Raw genomic sequence first — 21683 nt, forward strand, 5'->3', positions numbered from 1 at the left:
TACATAATCCTTTAATTATTTGAAAGCTTCTTTCCAAGATTCCTGTGTTAAACCTATGGATAATCGCGGAATGAATAGACGAAGGATAGATCTATCCTCCGTCTATAAGTAGTCTGACTATTTTACTTGTCTCTCAACCAGAACAGCTACTTCTTTTAAAGCTTCATCAATCTTGGATACATCCTTGGCACCAGCTTGAGCCATATTTGGTCTTCCACCGCCGCCACCGCCGGCAATTTTAGCAATTTCTTTAATAATATTTCCTGCGTGTACACCTTGGTCAACCACATCTTGGGTAGCCATGGCAAGGAAATTTACCTTGTCATTAAAGTCTGTTCCAAGTACGACAAGACCAGAACCCAACTTATCTCGGAGATGATCCCCTAAATTTCGTAAACTGTCCATATCTAGGCCTGCCAGCTTATGGACAACCACGTTAATTCCTTTGATTTGGTTTACATTGGATAAAATCTCGTCAACGGAACCTGTAGCCATTTTATTTTTTAATGTCTCTGCTTCTTTTTGTACACTTTTTAAATCATTTATTAGATTTTCTACCCTTGTTACGACCTCCTTTGGGGTTGTCTTAAGCAGAATAGATACCTCTTTCAGTTTAGCTTCTTTTTCTTTAATATATTGATAAGCTTTTAATCCTGTTACCGCTTCAATTCTACGTATACCTGCTGCTACACCGCTTTCACTGATGATTTTAAACAAACCTATCTGACTGACACTTTGAACATGGGTGCCACCGCAAAGCTCCATGCTATAATCACCAATAGAAACTACCCGTACATGGTCACCGTATTTTTCACCAAACAATGCCGTTGCACCCTTCTTCTTCGCTTCTTCAATGGCCATTTCAGATGCATCTACCTGTAGAGATTCGAGTATTTTCATATTCACAATTTCTTCTACCCTTTCAACTTCTTCATCGGATAAAGGTTGGAAATGTGAGAAGTCAAATCTCAATCGTTCCGAGGTAACCATAGAGCCAGCTTGTTCAACATGCTGACCCAAAATACTTTTCAATGCTTTATGAAGCAAATGGGTAGCTGTATGATTTCTTGCAGTGCTAATCCTTGTTTCTCGGTCAACTTCTGTATGGATCATGACACCTGTTCCGATTTTTCCATCGATGATTTCACAGATGTGAAGGATACGATCATTATGCCCTTTTTTCACGTCAATGACTCTTGCTTTACAGGCTTCGTTCCATAGAACACCTTTGTCACCAGTCTGACCGCCACCCTCGGGATAAAACGGTGTCTTATCAAGAATAATCGTAACCTGATCGCCTATGTTGGCTTCATGAACGATTTCACTCCCCTTCACCATGGCCAGGACTGTAGCAGGAAGGGTTAGGGTATCGTATCCATTAAAACTTGATTTAATCTGCTGATCGAGTTGACTAAATACATCCTCTTTCCAGCCTTCACCTTCCATATCCTGACGAGCAGATCGGGCTCTTTCCCGCTGTTTCTCCATTTCTGCTTTAAATGAGTTTTCATCGACAGCCATTCTTTCTTCTTCAAGTATTTCTTTTGTTAGTTCTAATGGGAAGCCATATGTATCATATAGTCTAAAAGCCTGCTCGCCGGATAATACTGTATGCCCACCCAACTTTAACTCTTCAATATAATTCTTCAATATCTCACTGCCCTGATCGATCGTTTCATGGAATCGTTCCTCTTCAATGCCTATCACTTTATTGATATATTCACTTTTTTCCCTTAATTCAGGGTATCCATCTCCAGACACCTTTATCACACGTTCAACAAGAATATTTAAGAAATTATTCTTGATGCCTAGAAGCTTTCCGTGTCTCGCAGCTCTCCTTAAAAGTCGTCTCAAAACATAACCCCTGCCTTCATTGCTAGGCATGATACCGTCGCTGACCATAAAGGTTACTGAACGAATGTGATCTGTGATAATTCGTATGGAGATATCTTTCTTCGGATCAACGCCATAGCTTTGTCCTGAAATTTCAACCACACCATCTAAAATATATCGAATTGTATCTACTTCGAAAATAGAATCCACATCTTGCATGATACATGCCACACGCTCAAGGCCCATTCCCGTATCTATATTAGGTTTTGGCAGTGGATTATAATTGCCTTGCTCATCCTTGTCATATTGGGTAAATACGTGATTCCAAAATTCTACGTATCTGTCACAATCACAGCCCGGCTTGCAATGGGATGAATCACAACCGTATTTCTCGCCACGATCGAAATAAATCTCTGAGCAAGGTCCACAAGGTCCTAATCCTATTTCCCAGAAATTATCTGCTTTGCCTAGCCTTACGATCCGTTCTTCGGGTACACCAATGGTTTTATTCCAGATTTCGTAAGCTTCATCATCATTTTCATATACCGATACCCATAACCTTTCAATAGGCATCTTTAGCCAGTCTGTAACAAATTCCCAACCCCACTTGATAGATTCATTCTTAAAATAATCACCAAATGAGAAGTTACCCAGCATTTCGAAAAATGTTCCATGACGTGCAGTTTTTCCTACATTTTCGATATCTCCTGTACGAATACATTTTTGGCATGTGACCATTCTCTTGTGTGGTGGTGTATCTACACCCATGAAGTAGGGCTTTAGGGGTGCCATACCTGAATTGATTAACAAAAGGCTTTTATCATTTTGCGGAACTAAAGGGAAGCTCGATCTTACCAAGTGGTCTTTGCCTTCGAAGAAGCTCAAAAATTTACTTCTTACTTCATTTAAACTCATTTTATCCATCGTATCATCCTCCAATTTTTTGATCATATTAAAAAGTTGTTAATTTTTAACAAAATAATTACAAAAAAATACACTCTCATTCCTACATAAATATAGGGACGAGAGTATGCTCGCGGTACCACCCTACTTACCAAGTCATTGGTCACTCTTTCAGTAAAATACCATGCAATCTAACGGTTGCAATCCGCTGGACGCTACTTAAGTTCGAGCCCAGTACTCCGAAGCTGCTTCTATAGACCATTATCAGAGATCTCCCAGCCATGGATCCCCTCTCTGAGGATAAAATATCTATATACTCCTCTTCATCATCGTATTTTTCATATTCACTATAGAAAATTATATAAAAATTAGTTTTATCTGTCAATCATCATGTTTCTTTTTTCAGGAGATTCTGTATTAGAAACGAACAATTAAGTTTATGATATGCTTTCCTACGATTTTTATACTTGCTGCTATAGGCACTGCAAATAGCATACCAATAACGCCATACCATTCATTGCCAATTAGAAGGGATAATATAACCACAATAGGATGCAAGCCCACACTGTCCCCTACTATTTTGGGTGATAAAACTGCGCTTTCTATTTGTTGGATGGTTGTAAAGGCAAGGATTACCCATATGGATTTGGCCGGTGTATCCAATAACGCAATCACTACCGCCGGTATAGCGCCTATTATGGGTCCTACATAGGGAATAATATTGGAAACTCCAGCAATAAAGCCTATTAAAAAAGCAAAGTCTATGCCTAATATGAATAAGGCTACCGTACTTAACAAACCTACAATCATTGCTACAATAATTTGGCCTCTAATAAATTTGCTTAAAAGCTTATCGATATCTCTACCGATATTGATACATTCCTCTCTACAAGTTTTAGGAATAAGAAATATTATTTTTTTCTTAAAATAGTCAGCATCCTTTAAGAAATAAAATGAGAATATGGGAATCAATGCTAAGGTAACGATATGGGAAAGCGTACCAATGATACTGTTTGTCAATTGCCTCAGAACATCGATAATTTCATATTCAATATTTACAATATTCCCTTCGATGACCTCTTTTACACCTGAAAGCTGGGGTGATATGTCATCTAGTTGCTTTATCCGCGTATATATTCGATTTACAAGCACATTGGTCTGTCTAGAGTATTGAGGTAATAAATCAATTAAGTTACTGATTTCTCTTGTAATCTTAGGTGTTATCGTAATGGATAGAAAAATGATAGCACTAATTCCAGCAGTATACAACAATACGACTGCCCATATTCTTTTAAAGCCTTTTCTCTCTAAAAAATGGACCATGGGACTTAATAAATATGCGATGATTACAGCCCAGATCAAAGGTCCTAAGAATTGTGAGACGATTTTTCTATGATGATATATGAGTAGTACACATAAAACTCCTACAAGAAAAATACTCAGATAAAAGAAATGCTTCTTTTTCAATGTAAGTTTGCTTTTGATATCAACAAATCTATTGCCTATATGTATCAGATAATAGATTGAAAAAATTAGAAGGATAGTAAAAAATATGCTCATCAACAGAAAAATACTTGCTATTAAATATGATGTTGGTTTTGAATACACTAAATCTATAACATTAAAAGCACTATTCACGCGTAAACACCCTTTTCAAGTTATTGAAAAGCAGCTAATAAATTAGCTGCCTTTATCTAGAACATATTCATAGCATTTGTCATGTTCATCATATTTGATGCATTTTTAATAACGTTATTACCTCTTTTCATCAACTTTTTTCGCTGACGGGGAGACATTTTGCTGAATGCATAAAGCCCAGCAGTTGCACCAATAATACCACCTGCGATAACACCTGTCATAAAATTATCTCTCATCATAAACACTCCTTTAGTGTTAGCTCTAGTTCTGATTATTCTAATGAAAATAATCTTTTTAAACCACCTGTATTAGATAAAATAGATTGTTCTTCTGAATTTGTAATAATAATTGTTTTGTTGTCCACATTGAAATTTTCAATCAGAGGCAAGATAGATCTACCTTCCACCAAATCATGAAACAATCCTTCAGAAAGGATTAAGCCTGATAACCTTCCTGTATGAATATCGAAAAGGATATCTTGAACAATCCCAACATTTTGGCCTTGATTACTAATAACATCTATTCCTATTAGATTTTGGTAGCTTTGAATATGATCTTGATGTTGCGATTCTTCTATTACTGATTTATTCTGTATAACGACTGCGTCTGAACCTATACTTTTGATGTTGTGAAGATTTATAATTTTTTGATCTCTAAAGTACCCTGCTTCTTGTATCATAAAGCTTACAGCAGCCATTGCTGTCCTGTCGTAAAGTATATCTTTAATCTCCAAATTTTTACAGCCTTCTTCTATACAAATCACTGGAAGGCCAATAATGTCATATCCTCTCTTCATCAAATTAAGTCACCACACTTTATAGTAAAGGTAGTTTACTTCTTATTTATTATTCCACATCAAAAAATAAATAATGCACCCTCGGGTGCATTTCAATTATCTTACTTTTTTAATGATGGTTCCACCACCTAACAAAACTGAATTACTATAAAGTACCACAGCTTGCCCCGGCGTGATCGCTCTCACAGGTGAATCAAATATCACTTTTATCAGATGTTGATCGATGAAACGAAGTGTTGCTCTAGATGGCTTTGCATTGTACCTTATTTGCGCTTCTATGCTCATGCTGTCGTAGATAAAATCAGGATCAATGAAATTTACATTTTCTGCAAGCAATTCATAGCCAAATACATCACAGTTATTACCTATTACAACTTCGTTTCTATCTGGATGAATATCCACAACATATGCAGGCTTACCAATGGCGATACCTAAACCTTTCCTTTGTCCAATGGTATAGTTGGTAATTCCTTGGTGATGTCCAATTTCATTTCCCAAGGTATCTATAAATCTACCTGGCTTTATTTTTTCAGGAACCTGACCTTGAATGAATTTTCCATAATTATTGTCTTGAACAAAGCATATTTCTTGACTATCTGGCTTATTGGCAGTAGATAGACCTAGTTCATTGGCAATCTTCCTCACTTCTTCCTTGGATACAAAGTCTCCTAAGGGCATGAGGGTATGCTTCAGCTGCTCTTGGGTGAAATTATATAGGGCATAGGTTTGATCCTTTGATACTGCATTGGATTTCTCAATGATATATTTATCTGTTGAAACATCTTTCCTAATCTTTGCATAATGACCAGTTGCTACATAATAAGCACCTAGTCCATGGGCACGTTTAAGCAATTCATCAAATTTCATATGTTTATTACATGCAATACATGGATTCGGAGTTCTACCTTTAAGATATTCATCTATAAAATACTGCACGACTTTGTTTTGGAACTGTTCCTTAAAGTTCATTACATAAAACGGTATCTCAAGATGGTTCGCAACTCTTCTTGCATCATCTACCGCAGATAGTCCACAACAGCCTCCTGTATCATCAAGTGTATCTGAATTGTCAGTATCAGACCAAATTTTCATCGTGACACCAATAACTTCATAACCTTGCTGTTTTAAAACATATGCAGCTACTGAACTGTCTACACCTCCACTCATACCAATTACAACTTTCTTTTTATCTAAGCTTGTCATTCTTTCACCTACTCTATATTTTGTGCAAAATAAAAAAAATAAATCTAAAAGAAAAGCCTAGGATTCCCTAGGCTTATTCATGTTCTTCTTCATGATCATGGTGATCTTCATCTGGTTTGAAATCTTCAAGCCCTTCTAAAACAATGTTGCGCTTTTGTGCATAATCGAATAATGCAGATTTTACCGCTTGCTCAGCCAAAACAGAACAATGAACTTTTTGAGCAGGTAGTCCATCAAGGGCTTCAACCACGGCTCTGTTCGTTAATTTCAACGCATCTTGTATTGTTTTGCCTTTGATCATTTCTGTAGCAATGCTTGAGGTTGCGATGGCTGAACCGCATCCAAAAGTTTTGAACTTTACATCGACAATCACATCATCTTCTATCTTAAGATACATTTTCATGATATCTCCGCACTTTACATTACCTACTTGGCCTACGCCATCAGCATTTTCAATCTCTCCAACATTTCTTGGATTCATAAAATGATCCATCACTTTTTCACTATACATTACTTTTGTCCTCCCTTTACCTTCTCATATAGCGGCGACATTTGTCTCAACCGGTCTACTATTTTTGGCAGTTCATTTATCACATAATCGATGTCTTCTTCTTTTGTGAAATCACCGATGGATAATCTTAGTGATCCATGGGCTATTTCATGGGTAAGTCCAATAGCCATAAGAACATGGGATGGATCTAATGAACCCGATGTGCATGCAGATCCACTGGATCCTGAAATACCTAACATATCTAAGCTAAGCAGTAGGGATTCCCCTTCGATGAACTCAAAGGCAAAATTTACATTGCCAGGAAGCCTGTGAATTGGATGTCCATTTACCTTTACGAAATCTACCTTATCCAAAATTCCTTTCACGAGTCGATCTCTGAGACTGGCAGTATGGGTGATATGGGTATCTAGATTTTGCATGGCTAGTTCAGCTGCTTTCCCAAAACCCACAATGCCTGGTAAATTCTCTGTCCCGGCTCTTCTTCTTCTTTCTTGTGCACCACCGTGAAGCAGCGCATTAATCTTTACTCCCTTGCGAATATATAATGCACCTACACCCTTAGGACCATATATCTTATGGGCAGATATAGACATCATATCAATATTCAAGTCATTTACATTTATGTTGACATTACCAAATGCCTGTACAGCATCGGTATGGAAATAAACTTTTCTTTCCTTTGCCAATGCCCCAATCTCTTTTATAGGTTGAATTGTACCAATTTCATTATTTGCAAACATTAAAGTAATCAATATCGTTTTGTCTGTTATGGCATTTTTTAACTGGTCTATATCGATCATCCCATATTGGTCTACATCTAAGTAAGTAACTTCAAAACCATTTTTTTCTAAATACTCACAAGTGTGCAATACGGCATGGTGTTCGATCTTTGTTGTGATGATATGATTGCCTTTTTCTTTGTTTGCATAGACAATACCTTTTATAGCCCAGTTATCAGCCTCCGAACCTCCACCCGTGAAGAAAATTTCCTCCTGCTTTGCCCCAATTGCTTTTGCAATTCGATCTCTAGCAACATCTACAGCCTGCTTTGCTTCTCTACCAAATGAATGTATACTAGACGGATTTCCAAATTTCTCCGTAAAATATGGCAGCATTTCATTAAGTACTTCCTGCTTCACTGGGGTAGTAGCTGAATAATCAAGATATATTCTTTGGTTCATCCGATCATCTCCTTAAATTATATATAATACATAAAAGAGTCGCTATTTTGGAGCTTTTTATAGTCATCTAACATATCCTGGAGTGTTATTGAATCCACAACAGTATTTATGCTGTCCCTAATTTTTTCCCATATGGTTCTGGTTACACAACAGTCAGCTTTAGAGCACTCAGTGCTATCGTCACTGGAAACACATTCCGTAGGTGCTAAAGGACCTTCTAAGGTGCGAATGATATCTCCTACTGTGATGTTATAGGGTTGATCCGCTAAAATATATCCACCCTGGGCACCTCGTATACTCTTGACCAGTCCTGCTTTTCTTAAATTCGAAAACAGTTGCTCTAAATAGTGTACAGAAATATTTTGGCGTTCTGCAATGCTATTTAATGCCACTGGCCCTTCACCAACATTAAGCGCTAAATCGAACATCGCCTTGAGACCATATCTTCCTTTTGTAGAAAGTCTCATCTCATCACTCCCTTCAAAATTCCAAGTAAATTGCTCAGAATTCATTTTAAGTATATTATACCCCACTATTTTTGTCAACATTCAATAATAAAAAAAATAAAGCCTAATGAATAGGCTTTTCGAGTAACTCATATCTATCTTTTAAACGCATAACATAACTCCCCAATTCTTTTTTGTCCATCCTTTGATAGAATATATTCAAGAAAAGGCACTTGTTCTCGCAGCTGACGGTCCATTTCATTGATTGGTTTTTCATTTAATGATGCAGTGCAAAGAAAGAAAAAACTTACCCTTGCAATGGCGAGCTGCAGTGCAGCTATTTCCTGTTCTTCTAATAGACCATAACCTTGCATAAAGGGTTCCGCAAATATCTTCATTTGGGATCTGTTCAAGAAGTTCCACAAAGCATAGGCAATATCGAAAAGACGTTCTTTTCTCTGTATATAATCAAAATCGAAAACACAGCATACTGTTCCTTCCTTTGTAAATAACTGATTTCGTTCATGCCAATCTCCATGTATCACTGTATGAGGAAGTTCTTTCTCTTTATCATTCCATCCTTTTTGAATTTCATCGTATAGGCGATATATCAATAAGATTTTTTCTTTATTGAAATTGTGCTTTATTAACTCAAGTCTTGTAATTCCTTTATTCAATACCTCTGTAGATGGATAGACAGAGGATCTTGGAACGGGGATTTTATCATAGTCACTCAAGACATCATGCATCTTTTTCAAAACTTCACCACTTGAAAACATCTGTTTGGGATTTCGATTAAAGCTATGACCTACTATGAAGGGCGTTACTTGAATCCTATAATTCTTTAGTTTGATATAATGCTGGTTATTGATGGTTTGAAGGGGTAACAAGGCGGGTATTCCATTTTCCTTGAGAGTTTTTATTGCCTCGACAATGTTGATGAGTTGATGCTCGTCTATATACGAAAACTTAATTATATACTTTCCCTTTTCCGTTTCTGTTAAGATATTTATATTGACTGTGTTCTTAATATGACCATGAATATACTTTAATTTACCGATATCAAACTGCATACATATATATTCTACATCCTCAATGCCCAGTAGGCGATCATTTAAATGCTTCTTTTCTTTCCAGCTTATCCTGTCCACCTAGTCTCCTCCTTATTATCATAAGAAATGCATCAATTCTGTAGATATTCTTTCATTTCCAATCTCCACTTTTCATATAGTCCCTTATCTATATGCTTTATCTCGTTCATTAGGCTTTGTACAAGGTTCTGTCTCTTTAATTCCATAAATAATCTATGGGGGTTGGGTTCTTTTTTAATATATACGTTAACAAGATCAATTACCTTAAATTCCTTATTTTTATTGACAATAACATGTCTAGGTGCTACATCGAGTCTTTGAAATCCAACCCTTTCCATTTCCCTTGTAATAAGTACGATTTGTTTAGCAATATTTGTTGTAATTCTACCTTTCCTCAAAAGGTACTTTTGTAAGGACGGACCATCAATATAGTCCATGACGATATAGTTTTCACCTGTCTCATATACTTTCGGCACAATAATCGAATCTTGAGCAGCAGCATAAGCTTTTTTCTCAAGATCACAATTATCTTTTTCACCATAGATTTTGACGCATTTGTCTTCAGCAATTTTGAATACTGCTCCCTGTGCACCTTTGTCAATAAAGGTATACTGCGAATTGTTTTCTACTTGCAATTCCAAGGTTGAAATTTGTTTCACTTGGATTGAACTAAAATCATACATTGTATGTCCCCCTAACGCTCGGATTTTATGAATATCATGCTGATTGTTCATGGTTCATCTTTCGTGAGGAGAAATCGACGGAGAGCCCATCCTCTGGTCTTTTTCTCCCCGCTTCTTACGTTTTGTAATAATGTTGTTCAGGATAATCCCCTCTTTTTACAAAGCCTGCTTCAAAGTCTGGGTATAATTCTTTGACTTCTTCGATAACCTTTGTCAATGTCTTTATATAGGGCAAATAGATAGAATTTACAACTTGATCCTCTACTCGATTAAACCAGGATAAGGAGAATTCCCTCGGCGAATAAATTCCAAACCCAGAAAAATGATAAAGTACGATCCTTTGATCATTGACATATAACTTGCCATCTCTTTCAGATAATTGATAGCCTTCGATGTTCCAAGGTGCCACATGGGCTCCTTTGGACCGAACAATGTGTACATTTGAGAACAACTTGGGCCATGTCTCTAAGTGTCGCTGGTCACCATACAGTTTTTTTACTTGGTCGAACCTATTGAAGCACCATGCGATACATCTAGATTTCCACCATTCCACTGCAGCTAACGCTGTTTCATTATTTTTACATCCTACGAATCCAGAATTTATCTTCCCAGATTTGTTATAATAATGCTGGAATCTTTTCGAGTTATAGTGATCGGTTAAATAAAGTGATGCCTGAGGTGCTTCATTAAATATCTTTATTGGATCAGCAAAAAAGAACAGATCTGAATCAATCATTGCATAGTATTGGGCGGTTGAATAATGTGTCATGATGTAGTGCAGTAAAGCTGGCTTTAAGGTCCAACTATATTCCGTTTTCGTCCGTCGAGATTTAATACTTAATAAATCTCTATCTTCTACTTCATCTAACATAATACAGGTAACTTTCTTTAAGTTCATACTGTTAATCATTTTATACGCAACCTCATCGGTACAAAGCATGAATAAATGGAAACTCTTGCTGTGCCTTGCTAAAGACTTATACATTGTAATTGCTTTACAAATATATCTATCAGAAACGATCGTTGCGTAAAAGCAGTCCCCCTCCTGTTGTAATACTGTCTTCCCGTTAAACTTAAATATCCGGTCATTCTTTTTATATTTTTCCTCCACTAGGTAGGCATTAAATCTTGAATCAACTTTTTCTACATCTGAAATTGCTTCTCTAAGAGCTTGTGTATATGGCTCATATATAAGAGCAATCGGCTCATTATGACCGTCAAGGGCTAAGGAATATTCATTTTTGTTTCTTAATCTAAAACCACCAAAATGATACATGATTAGTCTGTCGTTGTTTACACATATCTCATTGTTGCGCAGTGATACCGTATATTTTTTTTCGTTCCATGGGGCAATGTTTACACCATGGGTTTTGATGTAGCAAATGCCTTCAAATAAATGGGGTGCTTCTTCTAAATATTTTTGATCACTAAATCTATTTGGTTCTATCCTATCATAGCACCATTCAATACACCTGATTTTCCACCATTTCAAACAGGCAATCCCATTTTCATTCCTTATAAAACTTACAAAGCCCGAGTTTACCTTGCCTACCATTCTTTCTGAATGCTCTTTGACATCGTCTGGATAGTCATGGTCTGATAACAATACTGAGCATTTTCCTTGGTTTTCAAATATTGGTCTCGGATCATTAAAGAAGTATAAATCTACATCCAGATGGGTAACACGATGAATACTGGGAAACCTATCTAAAATAAAATCTAAAAGAACGGGTTTTAAGGTCCAACAATATTCATTTAATCTTCTCTGCTTTTTTATTAAACGTAATTCATTCGTTTCTATGTCATAAAGCTGAAGAAGCGTTACCTGGGTCAGCTTTATTTTTTTTAAAATATCATAGGTTTCCGTATCCATGCACAAAATAAATATTTCAGATGTTGTATGACCATTTACATACTTTTCAATAGATCTACATAAGGCGATTACCTGATATAGCCTATATTTTGATACAATAATACAATATGCATCTTTAATATTCCTATTTTTTAATTGAGCGGTTAGGGAATTAAATATATCTTTCAATCATCATACCCCACAATCTGTTTTAAAATATATTCCACTACCAAGTTTTCCAGCCTTCTTCTCTCCGATCCCAGATCTCATTTGCCAAGGTTATATCTTTATACGTATCCATGGCCAGCCAAAATCCTTTATGGTTATATACTGCCAACTGCTGCTCTTTTGCTAAATTTTTCATAGGTTCTTGCTCCAAGATACAATTTGTATCATCATCTAAATAGTCAAATATCTCTTTGTTAAATACGAAAAATCCTCCATTTATAAGTTCTGCAGATTGAGGTTTCTCTTGAAATGCTTTTGCTATTCCATTTTCAACGATTAAAGTGCCATATTGGCTTTTCGGGGTGATCCCTGTTACCGTAGCTATCTTTCCTCGCTCTTTGTGATATTGTAAGAGATTTAAAATATTGATATTGGATAGCCCATCTCCATAGGTTAACATAAATGTATTTTCCCCAATATAGTTTCGTGCTCTTTTAATTCTACTTCCAGTCATCGTTTCTAACCCTGTGTCTACAAATGTTATTTTCCAAGGCTCTCTCTTTCCTAACAATTGTATCGTTTCTTCAGCACTATCGAGCACAAAGTTATGATTCTTCCAATGATAATCCAAAAAATACTCTTTAATTTTGTCTCCCTTGTACCCTAACAAAAAAACAAAATCATTGCATCCATAAAACTGATATATTTTCATCAAATGCCACAATATCGGTCTTCCGCCTATTAAGGCCATAGGCTTTGGCATATCTTCAGTGATTTCTCTCATTCTCGTCCCTTTTCCTCCGCAGAGAATAACTGTTTTCATCTTTCAGCCCCCTTGTAGATCAACTCATTTTATAGATTCTCGCTTTTTTGAGACAATGATTTAGAACCTTCTTCTACTTTAGGGTATGTAGACAAGGCGTAATTGGTTCCATTATGATATCTTCCCTTTGATGCAAATAAAAAGTGATAAGTTTTTTGATCCTTGTACTTATCACTTAATAGATGTTGCTTTTCCTATTGGCTATCGTTATCATATTTCATACATTATATTTACTAGCATATAACGTAGTGAGTTAAGCATTCAGCTTATCAATATCGTTTATTGCTTTTTCAAGCGCCTGGGTGTAGGGTTCATAAATGATAGGGATAGGAATATTATCCCCAAAGGAAAGCAGGAACTCTTTTTTATTTATTATTTTATAGCAGGAGAAATGATACATGATCAGTCTATTTTTATCGATAAGTATTTCATTATTTAATAAAGATATTTTATACTTTTTATCATTCCATGGTGCTATGTTTACACCTGGGGTAGTGATATAGTCTACCCCTTCGAACAAGCTAGGTATCTCATCAAGATATCTTTGATCACTGAATTTATTTCCCTCAACCCTCTCGTAGCACCATTCCAAACATTTATCACGCCACCATCTTAAGCATTGAATGCCATTTTTATTTCTTTTGAAGCTCACAATTCCAGAGTTTGTCTTGCCAGCACTCTGCTCTGACTCCTTATAAATATCTGCATAATCATGATCTGATATTAGAATAGAACTTTGAGACTGATTTTCAAATAATCGTGTGGGATCACTATAAAAATATAAATCAGCATCAAGGTGAGTAACCCGATCAAGATCACCGTATCTCAGCAGTACATATTCTAAAAAAAACGGCTTTAATGTCCAGCAATATTCATTAAGTTTTCTCTCTTTTTTTACCATACGTAACGCATCCGTCTCTATCACCTTTAATTTCACTAGTTTTACATTTACAAGTTCGAGTTTTAATAAAGTATTATACGTTTCAGAATCCATACATAATGTAAATATTCTATAGGTATCCGACTGTTTTATATGTGCTGCCAGAGATTTGCAAAGGACTACTGCTTGATATAATCGGAATTTCGATACAACCATACAATATCCATTTTTCAAATTTTACACCTCGCAATAAATATATATATAGAAAAGTTATTATCAATCAGCTAACCTAAAAACTTTTCCACCTGTTCCTAATGCACTTTTTTTATAAAATCCGTTAAAATTAGCGTCAGCTTTTTCAATACACGTAATAGCGTTAAGGATTGCGTTAACATAAGGCTCATATATCACTGGAATTGGATTCTTGTGCCAGTCTAATTCCAATGTATATTCATTTTTATTCAATAATCTAAAACCACAAAAATGATACATAATCAGCTTATCTTTATTTAAAAGAACTCTACTATCTTTTAAGGTGAACTTGTATTTTTCTTCATTCCATGGGGCTATATTGACACCTGGGGTGTTTATATAGCTAACGCCTTTGAATAATTGGGGTGCTTTGTTCAAATATCGCTGATCACCGAATTTATCACCTTCAACTCTGTCAAAGCACCATTCGTAACATCTCTCTTTCCACCATTTTAGACATTTGAAACCATGTTTATCTCTTTTGAAGCTTACAATCCCTGAATTTGTCTTTCCAGCAGCATCTTCTATATATTTATGCTTGTCAGAATAATCATGGTCTGATAATAAAATAGAAATATCCGGTTGATTTATGAATATTGATGTGGGATCCCCATAAAAGTACAAGTCAGCATCTAGATGTGTCACACGATCAATCTCAAGGTATTTTTTTAAAACATACTCTAGGAATACTGGTTTTAAAGTCCAGCAATATTCATTTAATTTTCTTCCTTTTTTTATTGACCGTAGTTCATCGGTTTCTATTCGCTGAAGTTGAATTAATAATACATTCTCTAAATTTAATTTTGATAAAATATCATAGGTCTCATGGTCCATGCACAGAATAAAAACCTTGAAGCTCTTTAAATCACTTATGTTGCTAGCTAATGAGTGATAAAGTGCTACGACCTGATATAGCCTGAATTTTGAAAGAATGATACAATATCCATTTATCATGGTTCCACACCTTTCCGTGAGTATTAGATATCCTTGGGAAATACACAAATTACATACTACTTTACTACCTGAAGATATCTCATGAAAACTTCAGTTTCAATTTCTTCTATTTCAAGTTATGTAGACAAGTGGGTATTTGTTACAAAGAGATATGCCTAGGGCAAGGATTATCGAGCCTCAATAACAGAATGGTAAATGTTTTTGATCTTTGCAGCTGCTTTTGTCCATAAATAATTTTCTATAATGAAATTTTTAAATTCTTCACTGTGTGGTGTTTCAAAAGCCTTCATGGTCTGATGATAGATTGATTCCATGTCATTTGGATTACAGTAGTTTACATAGTCTTGAAATACTTCCTTTGTAGATCCGACCTCGGTTGACACCACATTGCATCCAGCGATACCCGCTTCGAGACTTGCAAGTCCCGGATATTCAATCCAGCTGGGTAATACATGAACCCTTGCGCCATTATAAATTGTGTCAAGTTGACCTGTTTTGATATTATCTAGAATGACCACTCTTTCTTTGCCTTCATGAATGCACTGTTTGTAATAATCTCTATCGTTTATAGATCCAACCAAAACGATAGGTATATTCTCCTTTGATAAGGCGCTAATCAAGCTTAATTGATTTTTCTGACGACTTATTCTTCCTACACACAATACAAATTCATCAATTCCCAGCTTCGATTTAATATAACTGTCCTTTCCTTTGCTTAAGGAAATATCTGTACCATAGGGGATTATTGAAAACTTTAGATCATTACCATAGTTCTGTTTAATTAATTCTTTTTCCCCACGACAGTGGGATATAATCAAATCTGTGTTATTAAAAACAATTTTCCTCTTCGTTTCCGCTCTCATCCACAATTGTAGTTTATCTAGCTGATTTGTCTGATTGAAATATTGCTTCAAATCCCAATATATAGAATGTAATATTATCTTCTTCTTATATTTTTTTGCATTCATGACAAATTCATAACTTTCCTCAATTCTTACAGTATTAAAAATATGTACCAAGTCATAGCTTATGGGATTAATATTGGCATCCGTGCATATATCTACCTTGACCCCTTGTTTCATCAAGTTTTCTCTTATATTCAGAAATATTATGCTATCACCTGCAATATTTCTTAAATAATCTTTTCGTATTTGAAATAAAACTTTCATATTCTCAACTCCTCATAATTTTAATAATGTTGTTTAGTGTAAAACTCTATTACTATATATATTCAATTCCCTTCATTTAAAGTTATCTTTTAAGGTTTATAGATCAGCTAATTATGAACAGACACTTTATTTGCAAATTATTAATATATATGGAAGTAGAGAATGGACATCATCAAACTATTAAAAAGGGGTGTTTTACAATGTCTATTGAATCACAAGATTTAGATTATATTCGTCGAAAATTCGATAAAAATTTCTCATTTGATGACAAAACAATTTTGATAACCGGAGCAGCAGGATTTATTGGCTATTATTTTTCCAAGTATTTTGTTTCCCTTGGTGATATTGGCATTCATCCTAAGAGAGTGATCCTAACCGATAATTTTTTGTTGGGTCATCCTAAATGGATTGACAAAATGGCGTCTTTCGATAACGTCTATGTTGAGAACTTTGATATATCTACAGATAACCTTGAAGATCTTAAACATGCAGCTGAAGCTGAATATATCATTCATTTAGCCTCTATTGCTTCACCAATCTATTATCGTAAATATCCCATTGAAACAATGGATGCTAATATTGTAGGCTTGAAGCGCATTTTAGAATTCTATTTAGATAAGCCTGTTAAAGGTATTCTTTTCTTTTCTAGTAGTGAAATTTATGGCACTCCCGATGGAATGAATATTCCTACTGATGAGGAGTACCGAGGACTCGTCTCATGCACAGGCCCAAGGGCTTGCTATGATGAATCAAAACGTGCTGGTGAAGCGATGTGTAGATCCTATGCAGAAGTATATGATCTGCCGATTATTGTTGTACGTCCATTTAATGATTTTGGTCCGGGAATGAGGCTCGACGATTTCCGTGTTCCAGCTGATTTTGCTTATTGCGTGCTTAATGGAAAGGATATAAAAATGCTCTCTGATGGGCGTCCCACTAGAACATTCTGTTATATTGCTGATGCGATATATGGATACCTACAAGCACTCGTCTACGGAAAATATGACTATTTTAACATAGGTCATGAAAGTCCCGAGCTATCCATATCAGAATTTGCTATGCTTTATCAACGTATAGCCAATACACTATATGGCTATGAAGGAGATATCATCAGAGTCGTTTCAGAGGACAAACATTATCTTACGGATAATCCCCAGAGACGATGTCCATCTATTGAAAAAGCCCGGCGGTTGCTAAACTTTTACCCTGAGATAACTGTAGAAGCGGGGATCGAAAGATATCTGAGATGGCTTAAAGAGGAGGGATTCTTTTGATAGGTATTATAGGACTCGGTTTTGTTGGACTTACAACTGCACTTGGGCTTGCTGAAATGACAGGTAATCAAGTCTGGGGTTTTGAGAAAGACAAAGAAAAAAGATCCATTATCGCTTCTAAAAATATACCTTTTTTTGAACCTGGCCTGATAGAACCTCTAGGCAAACATCTTGGAAAGACTTTTCATTTAGCTTCTTCAATAGAGGAGGTTGTACAAAAATCAAGTATTATATTTTACTGTGTCGGCACTCCAACTGGAGAAGAAGGTCACGCTGACCTGTCTATTCTTCATGGCGCTATCATAGAAACTCTCTCTCATATTGTATCTGATGATTATAAAGTACTTGTCATCAAATCAACTGTTCCTCCATCTACAACAGCTTCAGATATTGTTACATTAATCCGTTCTCTTGGGTTTGAACCAGGCTTAAACATTGGACTTGTGAATAACCCTGAATTTCTACGCGAAGGCTTTTCGTGGGAAGATTTCACAGCACCTGATCGTATTGTCATTGGTGAATTCGATGACAAAAGTGGTTCTATGGTTGCTGAACTATATTTGAGTTTCAATGCACCAGTTTTCCGAGTTTCCCTAAATACAGGGGAGTTTATAAAGTATTTATCAAATACGCTGCTATCCACACTCATAAGCTATGCAAACGAGATGTCGATCATTGCTGATAGAATTGGGGAGATAGATATTAAAGATGCTTTTAGCATATTGCATATGGACAAAAGGTGGTATGGCACCCCTGGAAATATGAGCACATATGTATATCCAGGGTGTGGATTTGGAGGATATTGTTTGCCTAAAGATACTGCTGCCTTGCGAAGCCGATCTCGATTTGCAGGTTATGAGCCCAAAGTTCTCAACGCTGTAATCGATACAAATAGTATTATTAAGCAACATATCATTGATAAAATCCGGGATACCATAAAAGATAGAACCTCAACCATAGGAATATTAGGCCTATCTTTTAAGCCAGGTAGCGATGATGTTCGTGATACACCTGCAGCCTACATCATTAAAGGCCTGTTAGCAGAAGGATTTACAAATATCATCGCCCACGATCCAATGGCAATTGATGAATTCAAGAAGAATTATTCATTTGATATTCATTATGAAACTTCTTTAGATGTTGTTATTAACTGCTGTGAAGCTCTTATCATCACGACAGCATGGAATGAGTATCGTGAAAGTGCAGAGAAGATTATGTCAAAACTTCATTTTGATGGGCGATATTGTCTTTAAAATCCATTTAGATAAGCTCAGAATATTCTTTGTTGTTAAATATTCTGAGCTTCTTTACGTTTTAGTTTTCCTTAATTTAATCTATAAACTTCATGTAATTATCAAAGAAATATGCCTATTTCTACTCTCTTGTACATATAAATTGTAATAGTACAATGTCATATTTCTAATATTGTAAAGAGGTGATTGTGATGCAACGAAGCTCAAAACATCAATATATATACTTTCATAATCTTAATCACAAAAGTACTTTCTATATCTTGAATAATGATTTATTTATGACTATGAAGAGTGATTATAAAAATAGTGCTTCAATAAAAATAGCTGGCAATATTCTCGATTTTGCTATAGATGCAGACAACAAAGGAACTTTTCATCTGGTATCCCTAACGACAGAAGGAGATTTGATTTATTGGAAAAATAAAGGTCAAAAATGGTATTCGCGCATATTAACAAAATATAATACTCAACTTTATCAATTTAAGAATTTGAATATTTTTGTCCTGAAAAATAATATCCATATTTTAATGGCTATTAACAGTTCTATTAACCCTGAAGTTTGGACTTTAAAACACCATTATTGGAATAGTTCTGTTTGGTTCAATAAGAAGGTCTGTGATATTACTATCAAGAAATACGATGACCCATTCTATGCTGACATAGATATGAACAATAATATTCATATTGTATACAAGTCTTTACGAAACAATAAATATGACATATTCTATTCTCAATACACGGGTATACATAATATATGGAGCACACCAACAAAGCTTAACAATACACTCCAAGACAACTGTCATCTACATTTGTTTTGTGATCGCCATAGCCAGGTGCATATCGTATGGTCAAGTCTACTGAATAACCATTTTAAAGTGTTTTATATCAATAACAGACCAAATGGTCATAAAAAATACTGGACAGAACCTCGTTCCATATCTCCTGAAAACATAAATTGCTCTCATCCATTCATTTTTCAAGTTGAAGATACGCTTGCTCTTGTATGGAATGAAGGGAGCAAGTATATGAAACTATCAAAAAATACAAATGAGAATGAATGGAGCTTACCAACTCCCGTATACTTTAATAAAGAATTAAAATCATTTCCAATCACAGTTATTGGTAACAACTATAAATCCTTCAGTTTTGTCAAAATCCCTTTTACCTATGGACATTTAAAAGATGAATTCTTCCTTTTAGCTGTAGATTCTTACTTAGAGCAGGATCAAATAACTAGTAAAGATAAGGATAGTGCATTTGAGCAGCTTGGCAATACGATTCCATTATCAAATGCTGTTCAGCTAGAGGATGTTCCTAGTTACTCTACTGAAGTTGAAATCCAAGAAGTTGAATCCCCTATTCCCCCGATATCTGTTGATAATGATGTGTTAACGATACCAACACAGGATCATCATAAAGCGATTGAAGAAAAGATTGATTGGAAAGAAGAACAATTAAACACATTTCGTGACACCCTTAATAGTATCACCGTGAACCAAGACGCTATTAATCAATTATTATCTTCTATTCAAGAGCGTCAGGCTGATACAAATCATCAAATAAATCAACTATTCTACTTATATGAACAAATTTATCAGTCCATATTAAAAGAACAAGAAGCTGGTCTTAAAAAATTCTTTAATTTATTTAAATAATATAAAGAATTTGGGTATTTACTACTACCCTACTAGATTTTTATCACCACCGTTAGAATAAAAGAACCCGTCAGCAATTGACGGGTTCTTTCGGCTTTTAACTTTCATTTTGTTTGCAAAGATCACTAAAATCCTATTCCAGGGCCTGTTATAAAGTCATCTAATTGTGGTGGGAAGAATTCGGGTGGTAATTCTTCATTGAAATCTTCACATGGTGTTCTGTCAGGACGTCTTTCACATGGTGCTGGCGGAGGACAGAATCCAAATGCTGGTATAACCAACTGTACTTCAAGTTCGCATTTGATTATGTTGTAAATGCCTACTGTAAATACTACGCAGCATACATTCTCATAAGCATCATAAGGATCTGGACAAGTAGTGTCGCAATTCTCTTTTACCACCTGTGCATCTAATACTCTTGCTATAATCTCTAATTTGATAATTTCATCATCTGCATCTTTAGGATATCTAATTGTTCCAGATTGATCAATTTTAGTTTCTCTGATAATGGCAACTGACTCAGGACAATACAAAGGTCCAACTGTCTCAGTTCTTCTTAATATAAGCTCATTGTCCTCACTAATTGTACCATCATCAAATAATATATCATATAGGATTCGAAGTGCGTAAGTGTAAGTGATTAGCTTTCTATCAGGATCTCCTGATACTGGTCTCTTGCTAATGACTCTAAAAGAATCTGGAACAAGTCCCTCTACTCTAGGATTTATAATTTCCTCTGCACTGCAATCGATTCTAAATCTTAAATCAGAATCAAATACGATGCCTTGGCTTCTATCTTCTTCTTTACAGTCTCCTACTAAACATAACCTTAGTAAACATGAATCATAAACTTTTGGTACTTGCACACATACAAGTTCGCAAGCATTGCCAAACTGTTCCCTTAATTCTTCTGGAATAACACCAGGTGTATATAAGCTTATACCACAGCCTGATGGTGTTTGTTTATACATACATTTTCCCCCTTCTTTTTAATAAAATTTGTTGCGTCATATTCTTTGCAAATAGAAATGTCTTTTCTAATTGTATAGTATGAAGATTGTGTTGTTTTGGTGATAAAAAATTTTAAGCCCATTTATCCAGCTTTAACATATTGTCTT

The 21683-nt window shown here is 35.4% G+C and carries 19 protein-coding genes and 1 other annotated feature; of the genes, 3 read left to right on the forward strand and 16 right to left on the reverse strand.

Annotation, left to right across the window (positions count from 1 at the left end; translation table 11 throughout):
* Positions 1–117: 117 nt before the first annotated feature.
* The 15 genes from alaS to K0R93_RS07075 all read right to left on the reverse strand — a co-directional run bounded on the left by alaS (position 118) and on the right by K0R93_RS07075 (position 16383).
* The gene (alaS, locus tag K0R93_RS07005; RefSeq protein WP_300299373.1) at positions 118–2757 is read right to left on the reverse strand and encodes an alanine--tRNA ligase; all 2640 of its coding nucleotides are present in this window, start codon (positions 2755–2757) and stop codon (positions 118–120) included.
* A 91-nt stretch (positions 2758–2848) separates the two neighbouring features.
* Positions 2849–3075, reverse strand: a binding site (T-box leader).
* Positions 3076–3153: 78 nt separating this feature from the next.
* Complete coding sequence (locus K0R93_RS07010) at positions 3154–4374, reverse strand: AI-2E family transporter (protein ID WP_300299375.1); 1221 nt, start codon at positions 4372–4374, stop codon at positions 3154–3156.
* Between the two features lie 56 nt (positions 4375–4430).
* Positions 4431–4610: a YtxH domain-containing protein gene (locus K0R93_RS07015; RefSeq protein ID WP_300299377.1), complete on the reverse strand. Its 180-nt coding sequence runs from the start codon at positions 4608–4610 to the stop codon at positions 4431–4433.
* A 35-nt stretch (positions 4611–4645) separates the two neighbouring features.
* A complete protein-coding gene (locus K0R93_RS07020; RefSeq protein ID WP_300299379.1) occupies positions 4646–5170 on the reverse strand; it encodes a PRC-barrel domain-containing protein in 525 nt (174 codons plus the stop codon).
* Positions 5171–5266: 96 nt separating this feature from the next.
* Positions 5267–6373: a tRNA 2-thiouridine(34) synthase MnmA gene (mnmA, locus tag K0R93_RS07025; protein ID WP_300299381.1), complete on the reverse strand. Its 1107-nt coding sequence runs from the start codon at positions 6371–6373 to the stop codon at positions 5267–5269.
* Between the two features lie 73 nt (positions 6374–6446).
* On the reverse strand, positions 6447–6884 hold the full coding sequence (nifU, locus tag K0R93_RS07030) for a Fe-S cluster assembly scaffold protein NifU (RefSeq protein WP_300299383.1): 438 nt from the start codon (positions 6882–6884) through the stop codon (positions 6447–6449).
* Positions 6884–8065 carry a cysteine desulfurase NifS gene (gene nifS, locus K0R93_RS07035; protein ID WP_300299385.1) on the reverse strand — a complete coding sequence of 394 codons (1182 nt, stop codon included), beginning with the start codon at positions 8063–8065 and terminating at the stop codon, positions 6884–6886. The genes nifU and nifS overlap by 1 nt, the downstream gene beginning before the upstream one ends.
* 17 nt (positions 8066–8082) lie before the next feature.
* Positions 8083–8532: an RrF2 family transcriptional regulator gene (locus tag K0R93_RS07040; protein WP_300299387.1), complete on the reverse strand. Its 450-nt coding sequence runs from the start codon at positions 8530–8532 to the stop codon at positions 8083–8085.
* Between the two features lie 134 nt (positions 8533–8666).
* Positions 8667–9662: a phosphotransferase gene (locus tag K0R93_RS07045; protein ID WP_300299389.1), complete on the reverse strand. Its 996-nt coding sequence runs from the start codon at positions 9660–9662 to the stop codon at positions 8667–8669.
* 32 nt (positions 9663–9694) lie between these two features.
* Positions 9695–10285 (reverse strand): AarF/UbiB family protein, encoded by a 591-nt coding sequence (locus K0R93_RS07050; RefSeq protein ID WP_300299391.1) that lies wholly within the window; start codon positions 10283–10285, stop codon positions 9695–9697.
* A gap of 115 nt (positions 10286–10400) precedes the next feature.
* Positions 10401–12326 (reverse strand): putative nucleotide-diphospho-sugar transferase, encoded by a 1926-nt coding sequence (locus tag K0R93_RS07055; protein WP_300299393.1) that lies wholly within the window; start codon positions 12324–12326, stop codon positions 10401–10403.
* Between the two features lie 37 nt (positions 12327–12363).
* Positions 12364–13128 (reverse strand): glucose-1-phosphate cytidylyltransferase, encoded by a 765-nt coding sequence (gene rfbF / locus K0R93_RS07060; RefSeq protein ID WP_300299395.1) that lies wholly within the window; start codon positions 13126–13128, stop codon positions 12364–12366.
* A 253-nt stretch (positions 13129–13381) separates the two neighbouring features.
* Complete coding sequence (locus tag K0R93_RS07065; RefSeq protein ID WP_300299397.1) at positions 13382–14242, reverse strand: putative nucleotide-diphospho-sugar transferase; 861 nt, start codon at positions 14240–14242, stop codon at positions 13382–13384.
* Between the two features lie 42 nt (positions 14243–14284).
* The gene (locus K0R93_RS07070; RefSeq protein WP_300299398.1) at positions 14285–15214 is read right to left on the reverse strand and encodes a putative nucleotide-diphospho-sugar transferase; all 930 of its coding nucleotides are present in this window, start codon (positions 15212–15214) and stop codon (positions 14285–14287) included.
* A 167-nt stretch (positions 15215–15381) separates the two neighbouring features.
* Positions 15382–16383: a glycosyltransferase family 4 protein gene (locus K0R93_RS07075; RefSeq protein WP_300299400.1), complete on the reverse strand. Its 1002-nt coding sequence runs from the start codon at positions 16381–16383 to the stop codon at positions 15382–15384.
* Positions 16384–16583: 200 nt separating this feature from the next.
* Between K0R93_RS07075 and K0R93_RS07080 the strand changes: the two genes are divergently transcribed.
* From K0R93_RS07080 to K0R93_RS07090, 3 genes are all read left to right on the forward strand, one after another.
* Positions 16584–17657: an NAD-dependent epimerase/dehydratase family protein gene (locus K0R93_RS07080; protein WP_300299402.1), complete on the forward strand. Its 1074-nt coding sequence runs from the start codon at positions 16584–16586 to the stop codon at positions 17655–17657.
* Positions 17654–18910: a UDP-glucose dehydrogenase family protein gene (locus tag K0R93_RS07085; RefSeq protein WP_300299403.1), complete on the forward strand. Its 1257-nt coding sequence runs from the start codon at positions 17654–17656 to the stop codon at positions 18908–18910. The genes K0R93_RS07080 and K0R93_RS07085 overlap by 4 nt, the downstream gene beginning before the upstream one ends.
* A gap of 191 nt (positions 18911–19101) precedes the next feature.
* Complete coding sequence (locus tag K0R93_RS07090; protein WP_300299405.1) at positions 19102–20565, forward strand: hypothetical protein; 1464 nt, start codon at positions 19102–19104, stop codon at positions 20563–20565.
* 125 nt (positions 20566–20690) lie between these two features.
* Here the strand turns inward: K0R93_RS07090 and K0R93_RS07095 are convergent, their stop codons facing one another.
* Positions 20691–21536, reverse strand: coding sequence for a hypothetical protein (locus K0R93_RS07095; protein WP_300299407.1), 846 nt, complete (start codon positions 21534–21536; stop codon positions 20691–20693).
* Positions 21537–21683: the final 147 nt, after the last annotated feature.

The sequence above is a fragment of the Anaerosolibacter sp. genome, assembly GCF_029240175.1.
Lineage (GTDB): Bacteria > Bacillota > Clostridia > Peptostreptococcales > Thermotaleaceae > Anaerosolibacter.

Excerpts from the sequence above, each read along its gene's own strand:
- alaS (WP_300299373.1), bottom strand. The coding sequence starts at position 2,757 with ATGGATAAAATGAGTTTAAATGAAGTAAGAAGTAAATTTTTGAGCTTC.
- K0R93_RS07015 (WP_300299377.1), bottom strand. The coding sequence starts at position 4,610 with ATGAGAGATAATTTTATGACAGGTGTTATCGCAGGTGGTATTATTGGT.
- K0R93_RS07020 (WP_300299379.1), bottom strand. The coding sequence starts at position 5,170 with ATGAAGAGAGGATATGACATTATTGGCCTTCCAGTGATTTGTATAGAA.
- mnmA (WP_300299381.1), bottom strand. The coding sequence starts at position 6,373 with ATGACAAGCTTAGATAAAAAGAAAGTTGTAATTGGTATGAGTGGAGGT.
- nifU (WP_300299383.1), bottom strand. The coding sequence starts at position 6,884 with ATGTATAGTGAAAAAGTGATGGATCATTTTATGAATCCAAGAAATGTT.
- nifS (WP_300299385.1), bottom strand. The coding sequence starts at position 8,065 with ATGAACCAAAGAATATATCTTGATTATTCAGCTACTACCCCAGTGAAG.
- K0R93_RS07040 (WP_300299387.1), bottom strand. The coding sequence starts at position 8,532 with ATGAGACTTTCTACAAAAGGAAGATATGGTCTCAAGGCGATGTTCGAT.
- K0R93_RS07050 (WP_300299391.1), bottom strand. The coding sequence starts at position 10,285 with ATGTATGATTTTAGTTCAATCCAAGTGAAACAAATTTCAACCTTGGAA.
- rfbF (WP_300299395.1), bottom strand. The coding sequence starts at position 13,128 with ATGAAAACAGTTATTCTCTGCGGAGGAAAAGGGACGAGAATGAGAGAA.
- K0R93_RS07070 (WP_300299398.1), bottom strand. The coding sequence starts at position 15,214 with ATGATAAATGGATATTGTATCATTCTTTCAAAATTCAGGCTATATCAG.
- K0R93_RS07075 (WP_300299400.1), bottom strand. The coding sequence starts at position 16,383 with ATGAAAGTTTTATTTCAAATACGAAAAGATTATTTAAGAAATATTGCA.
- K0R93_RS07080 (WP_300299402.1), top strand. The coding sequence starts at position 16,584 with ATGTCTATTGAATCACAAGATTTAGATTATATTCGTCGAAAATTCGAT.
- K0R93_RS07090 (WP_300299405.1), top strand. The coding sequence starts at position 19,102 with ATGCAACGAAGCTCAAAACATCAATATATATACTTTCATAATCTTAAT.
- K0R93_RS07095 (WP_300299407.1), bottom strand. The coding sequence starts at position 21,536 with ATGTATAAACAAACACCATCAGGCTGTGGTATAAGCTTATATACACCT.